The organism is Dysgonomonas sp. Marseille-Q5470, assembly GCF_951230145.1.
In the GTDB taxonomy this organism is placed as follows: Bacteria; Bacteroidota; Bacteroidia; order Bacteroidales; family Dysgonomonadaceae; genus Dysgonomonas.
Genome location: NZ_CATNVE010000001.1, coordinates 677871 through 692846, shown reverse-complemented (window position 1 = coordinate 692846; position 14976 = coordinate 677871). Strand labels below are relative to the sequence as shown.

The 14976-nt window shown below is 39.1% G+C and carries 12 protein-coding genes; 8 read left to right on the top strand and 4 right to left on the bottom strand.

The features are described 5' to 3' along the window. Positions 1-61: 61 nt before the first annotated feature. Positions 62-1045: a BamJ family beta-barrel-assembly machinery protein gene (gene bamJ / locus QOX35_RS02930; RefSeq protein WP_283685722.1), complete on the bottom strand. Its 984-nt coding sequence runs from the start codon at positions 1043-1045 to the stop codon at positions 62-64. Between the two features lie 384 nt (positions 1046-1429). Here bamJ and QOX35_RS02925 point away from each other — a divergent pair, with 384 nt between their 5' ends. The 6 genes from QOX35_RS02925 to QOX35_RS02900 all read left to right on the top strand — a co-directional run bounded on the left by QOX35_RS02925 (position 1430) and on the right by QOX35_RS02900 (position 10105). After that, positions 1430-3256 carry a DEAD/DEAH box helicase gene (locus tag QOX35_RS02925; protein WP_135106777.1) on the top strand — a complete coding sequence of 609 codons (1827 nt, stop codon included), beginning with the start codon at positions 1430-1432 and terminating at the stop codon, positions 3254-3256. Between the two features lie 201 nt (positions 3257-3457). Continuing rightward, positions 3458-3805 carry a YciI family protein gene (locus QOX35_RS02920; RefSeq protein WP_135106775.1) on the top strand — a complete coding sequence of 116 codons (348 nt, stop codon included), beginning with the start codon at positions 3458-3460 and terminating at the stop codon, positions 3803-3805. Then, the gene (locus tag QOX35_RS02915) at positions 3789-5051 is read left to right on the top strand and encodes an RNA polymerase sigma factor (RefSeq protein WP_283685721.1); all 1263 of its coding nucleotides are present in this window, start codon (positions 3789-3791) and stop codon (positions 5049-5051) included. The genes QOX35_RS02920 and QOX35_RS02915 overlap by 17 nt, the downstream gene beginning before the upstream one ends. Positions 5052-5341: 290 nt before the next feature. Next, positions 5342-7288, top strand: coding sequence for a 1-deoxy-D-xylulose-5-phosphate synthase (dxs, locus tag QOX35_RS02910; RefSeq protein WP_283685720.1), 1947 nt, complete (start codon positions 5342-5344; stop codon positions 7286-7288). Positions 7289-7294: 6 nt separating this feature from the next. Next, positions 7295-8632, top strand: coding sequence for a Trk system potassium transporter TrkA (gene trkA / locus QOX35_RS02905; protein WP_283685719.1), 1338 nt, complete (start codon positions 7295-7297; stop codon positions 8630-8632). A gap of 15 nt (positions 8633-8647) precedes the next feature. Beyond that, positions 8648-10105, top strand: coding sequence for a TrkH family potassium uptake protein (locus QOX35_RS02900; protein ID WP_283685718.1), 1458 nt, complete (start codon positions 8648-8650; stop codon positions 10103-10105). A gap of 3 nt (positions 10106-10108) precedes the next feature. Here the strand turns inward: QOX35_RS02900 and QOX35_RS02895 are convergent, their stop codons facing one another. Genes QOX35_RS02895 through QOX35_RS02885 form a run of 3 tightly spaced genes read right to left on the bottom strand, consistent with a single transcriptional unit; the run spans position 10109 to position 12533 of the window. Continuing rightward, complete coding sequence (locus QOX35_RS02895; protein ID WP_283685717.1) at positions 10109-10870, bottom strand: ABC transporter permease; 762 nt, start codon at positions 10868-10870, stop codon at positions 10109-10111. Next, positions 10870-11589 carry an ABC transporter ATP-binding protein gene (locus QOX35_RS02890; protein WP_283685716.1) on the bottom strand — a complete coding sequence of 240 codons (720 nt, stop codon included), beginning with the start codon at positions 11587-11589 and terminating at the stop codon, positions 10870-10872. Before QOX35_RS02890 ends, QOX35_RS02895 begins: the two co-directional genes overlap by 1 nt. Positions 11590-11594: 5 nt before the next feature. Next, a complete protein-coding gene (locus QOX35_RS02885) occupies positions 11595-12533 on the bottom strand; it encodes an ABC transporter substrate-binding protein (RefSeq protein ID WP_283685715.1) in 939 nt (312 codons plus the stop codon). A gap of 379 nt (positions 12534-12912) precedes the next feature. Between QOX35_RS02885 and hisS the strand changes: the two genes are divergently transcribed. After that, a complete protein-coding gene (gene hisS, locus QOX35_RS02880; RefSeq protein ID WP_135106759.1) occupies positions 12913-14271 on the top strand; it encodes a histidine--tRNA ligase in 1359 nt (452 codons plus the stop codon). A 243-nt stretch (positions 14272-14514) separates the two neighbouring features. Then, a complete protein-coding gene (locus QOX35_RS02875) occupies positions 14515-14976 on the top strand; it encodes a division/cell wall cluster transcriptional repressor MraZ (protein ID WP_135106757.1) in 462 nt (153 codons plus the stop codon).

Below are 14976 nucleotides of genomic sequence, written 5' to 3'. Positions count from 1 at the left end.
TAGGATGTAAAAAGGTCGCCTTCTAAACAAAGCGACCTTCTATATCTTAATTTCTCAGAAATTATTTTTCTATCTCAAGAAGCTCTACTTCAAATATAAGATTAGAGAATGGTTTGATTTTGCCTGCATCTCTTCCTCCGTAAGCAAGATCGTAAGGTATATACAGAATCCATTTCGAACCAACCGGCATCAATTCCAGAGCCTCTGTCCATCCTTTTATCACCTGACCAACGCCAAAAACAGTAGGCTCTCCACGTTCCACACTACTATCGAACACAGTACCATCCATCAATGTACCGTGATAATGAACTTTCACACGATCCGTAGCTGTTGGTTTTTCTCCTGTACCATTTGTGATAACCTTATATTGCAAGCCGCTAGGTAAAGTCACAACCCCATCCTTCGCCTTATTTTCTTCCATAAACTTATCGCCCTCAGCTATCTGATCGGCATACTGAGCTTTCTGTGCCTCTTCTTGTTTTGCCTGCATCTTAGCTTGAGCATCCTGCATTTTTTCGTTGAATGCTTCTGCCGGATTTTCTATATCAAAAGTACCGCCACTCATAGCAGTATACATCGCTGACACAAAAGCATCATTGTTAAACTTTTCTGTATACCCTTCACCATACATCTGCTGCAAAAGTCCCGGCATCATTTGTTTCAGGATTTGCCCCCCTACCGAAAGCCCTGTGTTGTATGCATTTTTTGCCTCAGGAGCATCCAATCCGGCTTTTAGCCCTGCAATAAACTCAGTTCTGTTAATCTTATTAGCGTTCAAAATAGAATCACGCTTCATTGCAGACTCCACTCCTGTAGTATCGGCAACCACACTAAGTTGGCGGAGATACATAGACAACCCTTGCTCGTAAAGACTGGCGCCAAACATATAAGACAATGAGTCCATCTCTGTTTTAAGAACAGGTTTGGCCGCTGCAACACCTGCTTTTAGAGGTTGCTTTTGTGCCGAAGTTTTTTTCTGTGCCGACAAAGCCATTGGACTTAGCATGACACAAGAAGCAAAAGAGAAAAGTAAAAATTTCTTCATATTATTTCAAATTTTATAGATATGCGATTTTATAGTTTCTGAAAATGTGTTTTTTACATCAAGCTACAAAAATAGCATTTTTATTCTTTAATTTGACAACCGCTTTAGTTTTGTTAAATATTTATGCACAAGCGTATCCGCACCAATAAAAAGAGAGCTATACTACAAAATTATATCGAATTTAGACCTTCTATTTATATCACTATCTAGCCTTTATAAGACAGTTAAAACAAAGTTATTACCCAATTATTGTAAAAACTTGAAAACTAATTACTACCTTTGCGCGTCCTTTTGACAGGCTCTCTTATGTCGAATAATTTTGGGGTGGGAGTAAGTCAAAAAAATGAAGGGCTTTTTACCACAAAAGATATTTGAAAATTTTTAATGAAAACATTTGAAGAGTTAGGGGTTGCCGCGAATATTCGCAAAGCAATCGAAGAAATGGGTTATGAGAACCCAATGCCTGTGCAAGAAGAAGTGATTCCATATTTGCTTGGCGAAACGAATGATGTAATTGCGCTCGCGCAAACCGGAACAGGAAAGACCGCAGCTTTTGGTCTTCCTATATTACAAAAAATAGATACAAACCAGAACGTTCCTCAGGCACTTATCCTTTGTCCTACACGTGAACTATGTCTGCAAATAGCAGGAGACTTATCCGATTATTCAAAATATATAGATAACCTAAGAGTCCTTCCCGTATATGGAGGATCAAGCATCGAAAGTCAGATAAAATCACTAAAGAGAGGCGTACAGATTATTGTTGCTACTCCGGGACGACTGATTGACCTTATCAACCGTAGAACAGTAGAGTTATCGAATGTAAAATATGTAGTACTCGATGAGTCGGACGAAATGCTTAACATGGGATTCATGGAAAGTATCGACGAGATATTATCTAAAGTGCCGGATGAGAGATTGATGCTGTTATTTTCGGCTACTATGCCTAAAGAAATAGCTAAGATCACAAAAAAATACATGCAGAACCCGAAAGAAATTACTATCGGAAGAAAGAACGAAGGTTCGAACAGCGTGAAGCATGTATACTATCTTGTTCATGCTAAAGATAAATATCTGGCATTAAAACGCATAGCAGACTACTATCCGAATATATACGGAATTATATTTTGCCGTACCCGTCGCGAGACACAAGAAATTGCCGACAAGCTGATACAAGATGGTTATAATGCAGACTCTCTGCACGGTGATCTGTCTCAAGCTCAGCGTGACTATGTGATGCAAAAATTCCGCATAAAAAACATACAGTTGCTTGTAGCTACAGACGTAGCAGCAAGAGGGCTGGATGTAGATAGCTTGACACACGTTATCAATTATGGTTTGCCGGATGATATAGAGTCATATACTCATAGAAGTGGACGTACCGGTCGTGCCGGAAAAACAGGTACTTCTATCGCAATTATCCACGTAAAAGAAAAAGGAAAAGTAAGAGAGATTGAGAAAATAATCAACAAAAAGTTTGAGCAGGGAGCTATACCTTCGGGTGAAGCTATTTGCGAAAAACAGTTGTTCAGTCTGGTAGACAGAATAGAGAAAGTAAAAGTAAATGAAGATGAAATCTCAAACATACTTCCTTCTGTTTACAGAAAACTCGATTGGCTCGAAAAAGAAGATATCATCAAACGTGTAGTAGCGCTTGAGTTCAATCGTCTTATCGATTACTACCGCGATGCACAAGAAATAGAATCACCATCCGAACGTTCGTCTCGCGATGATAAGTCATTCCCTAAACGTAAAGACAGAGACCGTTCCGATCGCTCGGACCGCTCGGATCGTTCATCCGGCGGACGCTCTGCCGAAAGAGGGTACTCTCGTTTGTTTATTAATGTAGGACGTACCGACAATGTAAATCCGGCAACGCTGATGGGACTTGTTAACGACTATGTTCCGGAAAAGGTAAATATCGGACGTATCGACATAATGCAAAACTTCTCTTTCTTCGAGGTGCCTGAAAAAGATGCACAGAAGGTTATAAAATCCATGAGCAAACAAGAACAGAACGGACGACGTATTTCTGTAGAGGTAGCTCAAGGTGGTGGAGGCGGAAACGCTAAAGACCGTGGTGGAGATAGAGGCCGTAAAAACTTCAGCACTCGCTCAGATATCGGAACACGAAAAAGCTCTGATTATAATTCACCAAAACACTCTGATAAGAATAAAGGACGGAGTGGGCGAAAACCAAAATATTCTTAAATACCCATTTATACGAAAAGCACCGAATTTTAAAATTCGGTGCTTTTTTTATTAAAAAACATCCTATATTTACACCTACCGGTAACAATAGATAATAAAAAAAGGGAATCTCAGAAAAAAATCTAAATACTTTGTCCCGAAATTAAAAACCCGATTGTCTTATAAATACATAACAGAATTATTAACTTAGAATAAAAAATAATGAAAGAATTTTTATTACTCATTCGGGAAAATGCAGATTATGGAGATCTGTCCGTAGAAGATATGCAAGCAGACATTCAGGAACACATCAAATGGGTAGAAACACTGGTTGAAAACGGGAACTTTAAAGATGGAAATCCCCTCGATTCTGCTGGTGTTACCTTGAAAGATGGTATTGCTACAGACGGTCCTTATGTTGAAACCAAAGAGTGTGTGAGCGGCTATTATTTCCTCCTTGCCAACTCTTTAGACGAAGCAAAAGAACTGGCAAAAGGCTGTCCCGATCTGAAACGTGGAGCAACCCTAGAAATCCGTAGAATCATCAACACTGATGAAGAACAACATTGACGAAAATATAAAAACACTTACGAGCCATCTTTTCAGAGAACATTATGGAAAGATGGTTTCCTATTTATCTCAAAAGTATGGCTATCATAAGATTGAGGATATACTAGACGCAGTTCAAGAATCTTTCGAAACAGCTCTAAACACATGGAAGTTTGGAGAAGTTCCCGAGAGTCCCTTTGCGTGGCTTTATAGAGTTGCAAACAACAAGTTACTGAATAAAATCCGGCAATCAAACATCGCACAAACACACCTCAATTACCTTGCATCCACAGAAAAAGACAATGACGAATACTCCGAAAAGGAAGTAGAGGAGAGCTTACTTAAATTATTGATTTTCTTTTCAAAAGCGTCTTTCTCTGAAAGGAGTAAGCTAATTATTTCACTTTATTTCCTTTGTGGATTCAACTATTCGGAAATTGCCAATGCACTGATCATTAAAACAGAAACCGTCAAGAAAGTTGTTTTAAGGAGCAAAGAAACTATCAAGGAATTTTCAGAAATTCACGATGATTTTCAGATTCAGACCATTGAGGAATTAAGCCATCTGCTTAAGATTATATACCTGCTCTACAACGAAGGATATAAAAGTTCGCAGAGAACCGGAACCATAAATTTAGACTTGTGCTTTGAAGCCATCAGGTTAGGTAAATTATTACACCAGTATCATCCCGAAAACCCTGAAATCAATTCTCTGCTGGCTGGTATGTTTTTCAACTCCTCAAGATTTCCTGCACGAACCGAGAACGATACGTGGATATCGTTGGAGAATCAGAACAGAACACTTTGGAATAATGATTTAATAAAAGAAGGTTTCTATTACTTGGAAACAGCAAAGAAGCACTTGCAAACTTTAGATAAATATTATTTAGAAGCTTTGATTTCATCCATGCATTGCTCTTCCGAATCGTATGAAAAAACAGACTGGAGAACGATTGTTTATCTATATAAACAACTCGAAAAAATGGAACCATATTCGATTTCAGTAAAGCTAAACAGAATTATTGCTGAAAGTAACTTTAAGAGTCTGCACGATCTGCTGCCTGAGCTAATTACTATGGAAAGCATGATGAACGAAGAAACAGAATTTATCTATCTCAGCACCAAGGCTCACTTTTATGCAAAAATGGAGGAATGGAATTTGGCCATTCATAATTATGAATTGTCGCTGAATTGCACCAAAAATAAAACCGATGTAAACTTCATCAGCGGAAAAATAAATCTTATAAAGAAAAAGTTGGAGAATTAATAATGATTCATTTTCTGAGAAAGTCCCAAAATCAAATTTTGATCAAAAAAATCGAAACATTTTAACTTTACATATCCTCATAATAAATAGTAACAAATACGGACTACATGCTTGTTTACATTCTATTTACAAAGAACATTAATCAATCTCTTTTGTTTATATTATTATAACTAGGTCTAATCCTGTCTTATTTTTAAGAGAATATCTTATTCTAAATAGCTTTTGTTTTATATATTTGCTTGTTTATTACAATAGTAATAAAGATTTTTCTTCATTCCAATAGAATTTTTATGGACGAACAAAACAACAATATATCAGTATTACAGACAATAAACTCTCCCTCTGACCTTAAAAATCTAAGCATCGAGGAGCTTGAGTCTCTATGTACTGAACTTAGAAGTTTTCTTATTGATCAACTAAGCAAAAATCCCGGACATTTTGGCTCCAGTCTCGGTACAGTAGAGCTTACTGTGGCTCTGCATTACATATACAACACACCTTACGACCGCATTGTATGGGATGTGGGTCACCAAGCATATAGCCACAAAATACTGACAGGCAGAAGAGACCTGTTTCATACAAATCGTAAATTTGGTGGTCTTTCAGGGTTTCCAAATCCAAAAGAAAGCGAATACGATGCCTTTATTGCAGGACATGCTTCAAATTCAATTTCGGCAGCACTAGGTATGGCTGTCGCTTCCTCTCTCAAACATGAGAAGAGGCATGTGGTAGCCGTAATAGGTGATGGATCAATGACCGGAGGATTAGCTTATGAAGCTCTCAACAATGCAAGCTCTCAACCAAATGATATCCTTATCATACTCAATGATAATGATATGGCTATAGATGATAATGTTGGGGGTATGCGCGATTATTTGGTAAAAATGACGACCTCGCCCACCTATAACAGGGTAAGGAATGATGTTTATCAAAAGTTCAAGAAAGGAAACCTTATCACCGAACAAGGTAAAAATCTTATCCTTCGTTTCAACAATAGTTTGAAATCACTCTTGACCAAACAACAGAACATGTTTGAAGGCTTTAATATACGATATTTTGGCCCTATCGATGGACACGATTTACCAAACCTAATTCGTATACTACAAAATATAAAGGATATGAAAGGCCCTAAGATTCTACATATCCACACTATTAAAGGAAAAGGATTTAAGCCGGCAGAAGTTTCGGCTACAGTATGGCATGCTCCGGGTAAGTTTGACAAAGAAACCGGAGAACGTATTGTGACAAAATCAAAAGATCAGCCACAACTCTTTCAGGACGTTTTTGGACATACGCTTGTAGAACTGGCTAAGAAAGATAAACGGGTTGTAGGTATTACACCTGCTATGCCTACCGGATCGTCTATGACCTATATGATGAAAGAATTCCCGGACAGGGCATTCGATGTAGGTATTGCCGAAGCACATGCTGTCACCTATTCAGCCGGATTGGCAAAAGAAGGACTATTACCGTTCTGTAATATCTACTCATCATTTATGCAACGAGCTTACGATCAGGTTATACATGATGTAGCACTTCAAAAACTGCATGTAATTATGTGTCTCGACCGAGCAGGATTGGTAGGAGAAGACGGGCCAACACATCATGGGGCATTCGATCTTGCTTATATGCGCTGTGTTCCAAACCTGACTATCGCCGCTCCTTTCGACGAGCATTACTTGCGCCACCTGATGTATACTGCCGCTTACGGCAACGAAGGCCCATTTGTGATCCGATACCCAAGAGGACAGGGTGTACTGAAAGATTGGGAATGCGAAATGCAAAAGCTGGAAATAGGAAAAGGACGCAAGTTGAAAGATGGTAAAGATCTTGCCGTTTTATCAATAGGCGCAATAGGAAATACTGCACGTGAAGCTATCCACATCGTTGAAGACGAAGGCTATTCTATCGCACATTACGACATGATATTCCTTAAACCTTTGGATACTGCAATCTTAAAAGAGGTGGCAGAGAACTTTACTCATGTATTGACGATCGAAAACGGTGTTATCAACGGAGGATTCGGTAGTGCTGTTTTAGAATACTTTGCTGACAATAACTATTTGAACATAAATGTAGTGCGTGCAGGCATACAAGATAAATTTGTAACGCACGGTTCGGTTGCTGACCTGAAAAAACTATGTGAGCTTGACATACAAGGATTGGTAAAACGAATGCAGTCTATCTTGCATAAACAAATAAGCCCTAATAATATAGAAGAAAAAATATATAAGTAAGAGTCGATGAGAATTGTAATTGCAGGTGCGGGTGCTGTAGGAACACATTTAGCAAAACTATTATCAGCAGAAAACCAAGACGTTGTACTCATGGACGCTGATAAAGAGAAGCTCAACTTCCTTGGCTCTAATCTTGAAATAATGACGATGACCGGGTCTTGTACTTCCTTAAAAGATTTGATGGAGGTGGATATAAAAGAAGCGGATTTCTTTATTGGTGTCACCCCTGACGAATCTACAAACATAACAGCCTGCTTATTGGCTGCGAATATGGGAGCAAAAAAAACCTTTGCTCGCATCGATAATTACGAATACCTTTTACCCAAGAATAAAGAGTTTTTTGAAAAGCTAGGGATCAACTCTATGGTTTATCCCGAAATGCTTGCGGCAAAGGAAATAGTATCAGCCTTAAAACGTCCGTGGGTACGCCAATGGATAGAACTTTGCGATGGCAATATATTACTCGCCGGAATCAAGATAAGAGAAAACTCGGAGTTGGTAAATAAATACCTCTTCGACTTAAGCAGCAAAGACAAAAAATTCCACATCGTTGCCATTAAACGAAAGAATGTAACTATCATTCCTACAGGAAAGGATATGGTTTTAGCGGGCGACATCGTATTCTTTACTGCAACAAAAGAAAACGTGAACGAACTACCCGTAATAGCAGGCAAAGCCAGTTTTGAGGTAAAGAACATTATGATAATGGGTGGAAGCCGTATAGCTATCCGTACCTGCCAGTATTTGCCGGACAATACAAACATCAAACTATTAGAATCCGATAAAGAGAAAAGTTACCAACTTTTAGAAAAGCTACCAAAGAATGTAACCGTGTTTCATAATGACGGACGCAATGCTGAGTTTCTTTTGCAAGAGGGAATCAAGGATATAGACGCATTTGTGGCTGTAACCGGGAACTCGGAAGCTAACATTCTCGCATGTATGGCAGCCAAACGCTTTGGAGTACGCAAGACTGTAGCCGAAGTAGAAAACATGGACTATATGTCGATGGCTGAGAATCTGGATATCGGTTCTATTATAAATAAGAAACTAATAACAGTAAGCAACATATACAGATTTCTGCTCAGTGCAGACGTATCTAACGTAAAGTCATTAACAATCGCCAATGCAGACGTAGCGGAGATTATAGCTCGACCGAACTCTTATGTAACCAAGAAGGAGGTAAAAAAGCTAACGCTACCCAAGAATGTTACTTTGGGCGGATTGATACGCAATGGAGAACCGATGATGATTGATGGTGATACTTTGATAGAGCCTTACGATCATGTAGTCGTTTTCTGTTTGGATGACACCCTACGTGATGCCGAGAAAATGTTCCATTAACAGGATAAAAAGTACATGAGCAATTTTAATTACCGGTTTGTACTAAAAACAATTGGATTTTTGCTTGTCATCGAATCGCTATTCATGATGAGTGCTACCATTGTTTCATTTTACTTACACGAAGCGGCCGGCGATGCAATGCTCATAAGCTCTACAATAACATTCTTTGCAGGAGCTTTAATCCGATTGGTAGGAACCGAAGATTTCCCAAAACCGATCGGAAAACGAGAGAGCTTCTTTATGGTGGCTATTTCGTGGATCGTACTATCTGCATTCGGTATGCTTCCTTATTATCTGAGCAACTCGATACCCAGCGTCAGTAATGCCTATTTCGAAACCATTTCGGGACTAACAGCAACCGGTGCAACCATCCTAAACGACATAGAGAGTATGCCCAAGGGACTTCTCTTCTGGCGCAGTATAACCCAATGGATGGGAGGATTAGGAATCGTATTGTTCGTGGCCACGATCCTACCCATGGGAGGTAATGCATCTGTAATGTACGATGCTGAAGTCACAGGGATAGGCTACGATCGTTTTCGCCCCCGCATATCACAAATAGCTAAACGGCTATGGCTGGTTTATATATTCCTCACAGGAATTCTTGTCATACTCCTTTGGATAGGGCCAATGAGCTTGTTCGACGCTGTTTGCCATGCTTTTACAACAATATCCACTGCCGGATTTTCGACAAAGCAAGATAGTATCGCCCATTGGAATTCAGCCTATATAGAATATGTCATTACCCTCTTTATGTTCATCGGAGGAATAAACTTTACGCTAATCTACTTCTTTATGAAAGGCAGTGCCAAAAAGTTGTATCAGAATGAAGAATTTAAATGGTATGTATCAATTATCATTCTCTTTGTTGTCATTATTGCCATCGGGCTTTACAGTTCGGGCAAGATAGAAGGAGTAGAAAAAGCTTTCCGAACATCGTTGTTTCAGGTCGTATCGATGCTTACCACCACCTGCTTCTCTACTGACAATATAATAAGTTGGGGTTCTTTCTATCAGTTCTTAGTTGTCATCTTTATGGTGTTCGGAGCATGTGCCGGATCTACTGCCGGAGGTATCAAGATAGTCAGGATCATTATCTTGTTCAAGAATTCGATCAATGAGTTTAAACGTCAGGTACACCCCAATGCCATACTTCCTATCCGATTGAATAACCATGTGATTTCAATAGACGTAGTAACCAAGGTCTTGGCTTTTATCTTCTTATACCTTGCCATCCTTATTTTCAGCTGTTTACTTTTGTCCTTATCGGGAATGCAATTCGAGAATGCTCTCGGTGCAGCAGTTTCGTGCCTCGGAAACGTGGGTGGCGGACTGGCAGAGATAGGCAATACAGGTAGTTTCTCAGAAGTACCAACCGAGTCGAAATGGTATCTCAGCTTCCTTATGCTAACAGGACGTTTAGAGCTATTTACTGTACTTTCTTTATTTATGCCTGCTTTCTGGAGAAGATAACAATCACATATTCTTCCACTTACACAATACACTATCGAGCAGATCGACGATCAGGAATAAGATAAAACCGATCAGAGAAAGAACAATTATACCAAAATACATTTGTATATAATCTACTCGCATTTGCGAATCGGTAATGTAAAACCCCAATCCTTTATCCGTTCCGAATGTCTCAATAAAGAATAAGGCCGATGTTGCGATACCCAATGCCACACGAAGCGAAGAAAAGACTTCGGGCAAAATAGCAGGCAAGGTAATATGTCTCATTTTTTGTAAGCCCGTTGCCCCAAATGAAATAAGAACATAGTAATTTTCTTTCGATATATTTTTTACAGCATCACGTATCGTTATGATCAACTGAAAAACGACTATCAATATAACAATAACAATCTTTGATGTTTCACCCAAATCGAATAATACCATGATGATAGGCAAAAGAGCTAATTTAGGAATAGGATAAGAAAAATAAATCATAGGACCCAACAGACTATTCACCCTCTTACTATATCCCATCCATACACCTAATACTAAAGCTATCCCCAAAGATATACCTATGCTATATGCTATCCGTCGTAAGCTGGCGAATGTGTGGTCTAATATCCCGTTTTCGAAAGCTTTGGAGTATCCACCATAAACCTCTGTAGGGAAAGGCAGTGCCTTCAGGCTGAGACTGGCAGCAAGAATATACCATATAACATTAAACAGGATAAAGCCGCCTATTATGTAGCCGAAATAATTGAAAATATGTTTTCTACGCTTTGTCATCAGTACCCTATTTTATTGATAATAGATGCCACAAACCTCAACTTTTCCTCTTGGTACTCAGATACGTTGAACAAGGGGTTTTCTACCTGATGAATAATTCTTCCCGGCGATTTGCTCATTACAATAATATGCTCACCAATAGATACAGCCTCATGTATATTGTGTGTGATAAACAAAGTGGTTACTTTGTATTTCTCCCACAGGCGCAGAAAAAGTCGTTGCGATGCTTCGGAAGTAAATGTATCTAATGATGAAAACGGTTCGTCCATCAACAGAATATCGGGCTGAGAAATAAAGGCACGAGCCAGAGCCACACGTTGTTTCTGCCCCCCACTCAATTGCGAAGGATAACGGTTTTGAATATCATCAATCTCTAACGAGTTGATAATCTCTGAAACTTCTGCTTCTCTCAACACCTTAGTGCTATTCAGCTTATAGGATAGGAAGATGTTTTCTTTCACAGTCTTCCATCCCAGCAAACCATAGTGTTGTGGTACATATCCAATAGATACTTCTCTGGGTGTAAACGCTCTCCCATTAAAAGCAATCTGCCCGCTATAATTTCTTATGATCCCGCAAAGCACCTTCAATAAAGTAGACTTACCACATCCCGAAGGGCCTATAAGCGAATATATTTCCCCCTTTTTTATAGTCAGGGAAAAATCATTCAAAGCTACAGTATTTCCGTATTTTACCTCCAGGTTTTCTATCGACAGCATCTCTATTATTTAGTCAGTTGATCATTTATAAGGTTCTCAACTTTGAAATCAGCTTTAAGCAGATTTTTGCCTCCAAGCCAGCTTATGACTTGTTGTATATCTTTGTCTGCAACAGTTACAGGCTGCGCATCGGTATAAGCAGGTAGAGTGACTTTCTCAGCAACAGGTTCAGGAAACTGAAGCTCTTTTACCAATATATCTTTTATATCTGCTACAGTATGTGAGTTAAGATAAGCCACACCATCATTGTATGCGGCATACATTTTCTTAATAGCCTCACTCTTCGTGTCTATCACCCTCTGTGAAAAGACAATACCTGTAACAGTATATTTCAGGCTATCCATAGATACAAGCAGCTTGCAACCTTCGCTTGCAGCGATCAGAGCAAACGGATTAGGTAATCCCGTAGCATCTATTTTATTATTCCGCAACATCTCGAAGCGAGTCGGAATTTTATTTATCTCCACTTTCTCTACATCATTAGGAGTAAGGCCTACACTAGCCAAAGCCATATCTACACAGAAATCGATCACTGTGTTTTGAGAAACGGCTATCTTCTTGCCTTTCAGCTCCGACAAGTTCTTTATCCCCGACTGCGCACCGGCTACAATATAAAATGGAGCTTGACATTTAGAAGTAAGCTTCATATCAAACCCACCCGAAGCTAGCAATGCTGCACTGGTATAGTCGGTTACTCCTCCGTCTACAGTTCCGCTCTGAAAAGCCATATCTCTTTCATTGGCAGACATAAATTTTTGAATTTTTACATCTACACCATGTTTTGCAAAGTAACCTTCACGCTGAGCTACTGCAAGAGGAAGATAATCCATCGAAGACATCACTCCTACCGTAAGCGTTTGCACCTCTGCACTTTCTTGTTTTTTACCCGAACAAGCACTTAACAATAAACTGATAGATAGAATTGAAAATATAATATGTTTCATAATTTGTATAAATAAAATAATATGTGATTACAAAAATAAGGGAAATAAATCAATAAAATTAGCAGAACGACCACAAAGAAGCAGCACAGACTCTCTCATATATCCAACTCGAAATTGTTAAAAGTGACAACCAGCGGTCACAGGAGCGAAGCGTATGTAAAGGTGACAGTTTTCAGCACTTTTTATATTGTCACTTTTCATCATAACCAAACAACGACTAAGAGCCATCATGTATAAGACAATTATATCATTAATAAATAATACGACAATTATCATAACGCTGAAAATTACCCCCTGACATTAAATATCTCATGCCCCTGACCTTTTACTCACAACTTCTTTTTACCTTTGCATCCTGAATATTTTTAATCGATAAGTAATGTCACAACCTTCAATTCCTAAAGGAACAAGAGATTTTTCGCCGGAAGAAATGGCGAAGCGTAACTATATTTTCGACACTATCCGTGAAGTTTTCAAACTCTATGGCTTTCGTCAGATAGAAACTCCGGCAATGGAAAACCTATCAACACTGATGGGAAAATACGGAGAAGAGGGAGATAAGCTTCTATTCAAAATACTCAATTCGGGCGATTACCTGAAAGATTTATCCGATGAAGAATTATTGGAGAAAAACTCTACCCGCCTTGCAACCAAAATAAGCGAGAAAGGTCTCCGTTACGACCTCACTGTCCCATTTGCACGCTATGTTGTAATGCACCGAAACGAAATAACATTCCCTTTCAAACGTTATCAGATACAACCCGTTTGGCGTGCCGACCGACCACAAAAAGGACGTTACCGCGAATTCTTCCAATGCGACGCTGACATCGTTGGATCCGACTCCCTTATCAACGAAGTAGAGTTGATTCAAATAGCAGATGAAGTATTCAGCCGCTTCGGCATTCGGGTGAGTATCAAACTCAACAACCGCAAGATACTGTCAGGTATTGCTGAGATTATTGGAGAGGCAGAAAAAATTACAGACATTACTGTTGCTATCGACAAACTAGATAAAATAGGTCTGGAAAAGGTAAACGAAGAACTTGCTTCGAAGGGTATTCCACAAAAAGCGATCGAGCAACTTCAACCGATTATCCTTTTGCAAGGAACAAACGAAGAGAAATTAAATACCTTGAAAACGGTTCTCAAAGATTCTGAAACCGGAATACAGGGCGTTAACGAACTTGAATATATACTCAACAAACTAAAAATTGTAGGAATCCGTTGCGAGCTTGAGCTCGATCTTACTCTTGCCAGAGGATTGAATTACTACACGGGTGCTATCATCGAAGTAAAAGCTCTTGATGTGCAAATAGGCAGTATCACCGGAGGCGGGCGCTATGATAACCTGACAGGTATTTTCGGATTGTCAGGCGTTTCGGGCGTGGGTATTTCCTTCGGAGCAGACCGCATATTCGATGTATTGAATCAACTCGATTTATACCCAAAAGATTCTATACAGAACACACAGGTTTTGTTTGTCAACTTTGGCGAAAAAGAAGAAGCTCACATATTGCCTCTGATCTTAAAAATCCGTCAGGAAGGAATCTCTACAGAGATATTCCCCGAATCGGCAAAGATGAAAAAGCAAATGTCGTATGCCGATTCCAACAAGATTCCTTATGTAGCTATAGTTGGTGAAAATGAGATAAATGAAAACAAAATCACACTGAAAGATATGACTTCCGGCGAACAGAAATCATTGACCCTCGAAGAATGCATATCCATCCTTAGCTAATTTATTAACAGACATATTAATAAGTCCTGCCTTAGTTATTAACAAGGCAGGACTTATTTGTATATAAACACCTAATAATCAACAAACATATTCTTATCTCCCATTGTTAATATTGTGTTTATAACCTGTTCATTTCATGTTGAAAACTTTTTCATACATTTTAAGTGGGGAAAAGTGGGGAAAAGTGTATAAATTTTATACCTTTACGTCGAATATTGTATATTGTTAAAATTCAAAGTATTAATGTTACAGTTTTTGGGAAATATCGAAGCAAAAATAGACGCAAAAGCACGTCTTTTTGTACCTGCTTCTTTTCGTAAGATATTGCAATCTTGCGACCAGAACACATTGATACTCAGAAAAGATCTATTTCAGAACTGCCTCGTTCTCTACCCGCTGGTAGTATGGGAAGAGGAAGTTGCGAAATTACGCTCACGTCTCAACAGGTGGGACATGGAGCAGCAAGCGTTGTTTCGTCAATTTGTTGTTGACGCCGAACGCCTCGAGATGGACACCAACGGACGTATCCTTATACCAAAAAGATACTGTCAGATGGTGGGGATTATTACAGACGTAAGATTCTTAGGAGTAGACAATACAATCGAAATTTGGACAAACGATGCTCTGGATAAAACGCTGATACCTGCCGAGGAATTCAGTGCTCGCATTCAGGCATTAATGAATAACAGCTCACAAAACGACTAA

What these genes read in the sequence shown, in the direction of transcription:
- QOX35_RS02900 (WP_283685718.1), top strand. Translation starts at nt 8,648, where the DNA reads ATGAGCAATTTTAATTACCGGTTTGTACTAAAAACAATTGGATTTTTG.
- trkA (WP_283685719.1), top strand. Translation starts at nt 7,295, where the DNA reads ATGAGAATTGTAATTGCAGGTGCGGGTGCTGTAGGAACACATTTAGCA.
- hisS (WP_135106759.1), top strand. Translation starts at nt 12,913, where the DNA reads ATGTCACAACCTTCAATTCCTAAAGGAACAAGAGATTTTTCGCCGGAA.
- bamJ (WP_283685722.1), bottom strand. Translation starts at nt 1,045, where the DNA reads ATGAAGAAATTTTTACTTTTCTCTTTTGCTTCTTGTGTCATGCTAAGT.
- QOX35_RS02925 (WP_135106777.1), top strand. Translation starts at nt 1,430, where the DNA reads ATGAAAACATTTGAAGAGTTAGGGGTTGCCGCGAATATTCGCAAAGCA.
- QOX35_RS02915 (WP_283685721.1), top strand. Translation starts at nt 3,789, where the DNA reads ATGAAGAACAACATTGACGAAAATATAAAAACACTTACGAGCCATCTT.
- QOX35_RS02885 (WP_283685715.1), bottom strand. Translation starts at nt 12,533, where the DNA reads ATGAAACATATTATATTTTCAATTCTATCTATCAGTTTATTGTTAAGT.
- QOX35_RS02895 (WP_283685717.1), bottom strand. Translation starts at nt 10,870, where the DNA reads ATGACAAAGCGTAGAAAACATATTTTCAATTATTTCGGCTACATAATA.
- QOX35_RS02920 (WP_135106775.1), top strand. Translation starts at nt 3,458, where the DNA reads ATGAAAGAATTTTTATTACTCATTCGGGAAAATGCAGATTATGGAGAT.
- QOX35_RS02890 (WP_283685716.1), bottom strand. Translation starts at nt 11,589, where the DNA reads ATGCTGTCGATAGAAAACCTGGAGGTAAAATACGGAAATACTGTAGCT.
- dxs (WP_283685720.1), top strand. Translation starts at nt 5,342, where the DNA reads ATGGACGAACAAAACAACAATATATCAGTATTACAGACAATAAACTCT.
- QOX35_RS02875 (WP_135106757.1), top strand. Translation starts at nt 14,515, where the DNA reads ATGTTACAGTTTTTGGGAAATATCGAAGCAAAAATAGACGCAAAAGCA.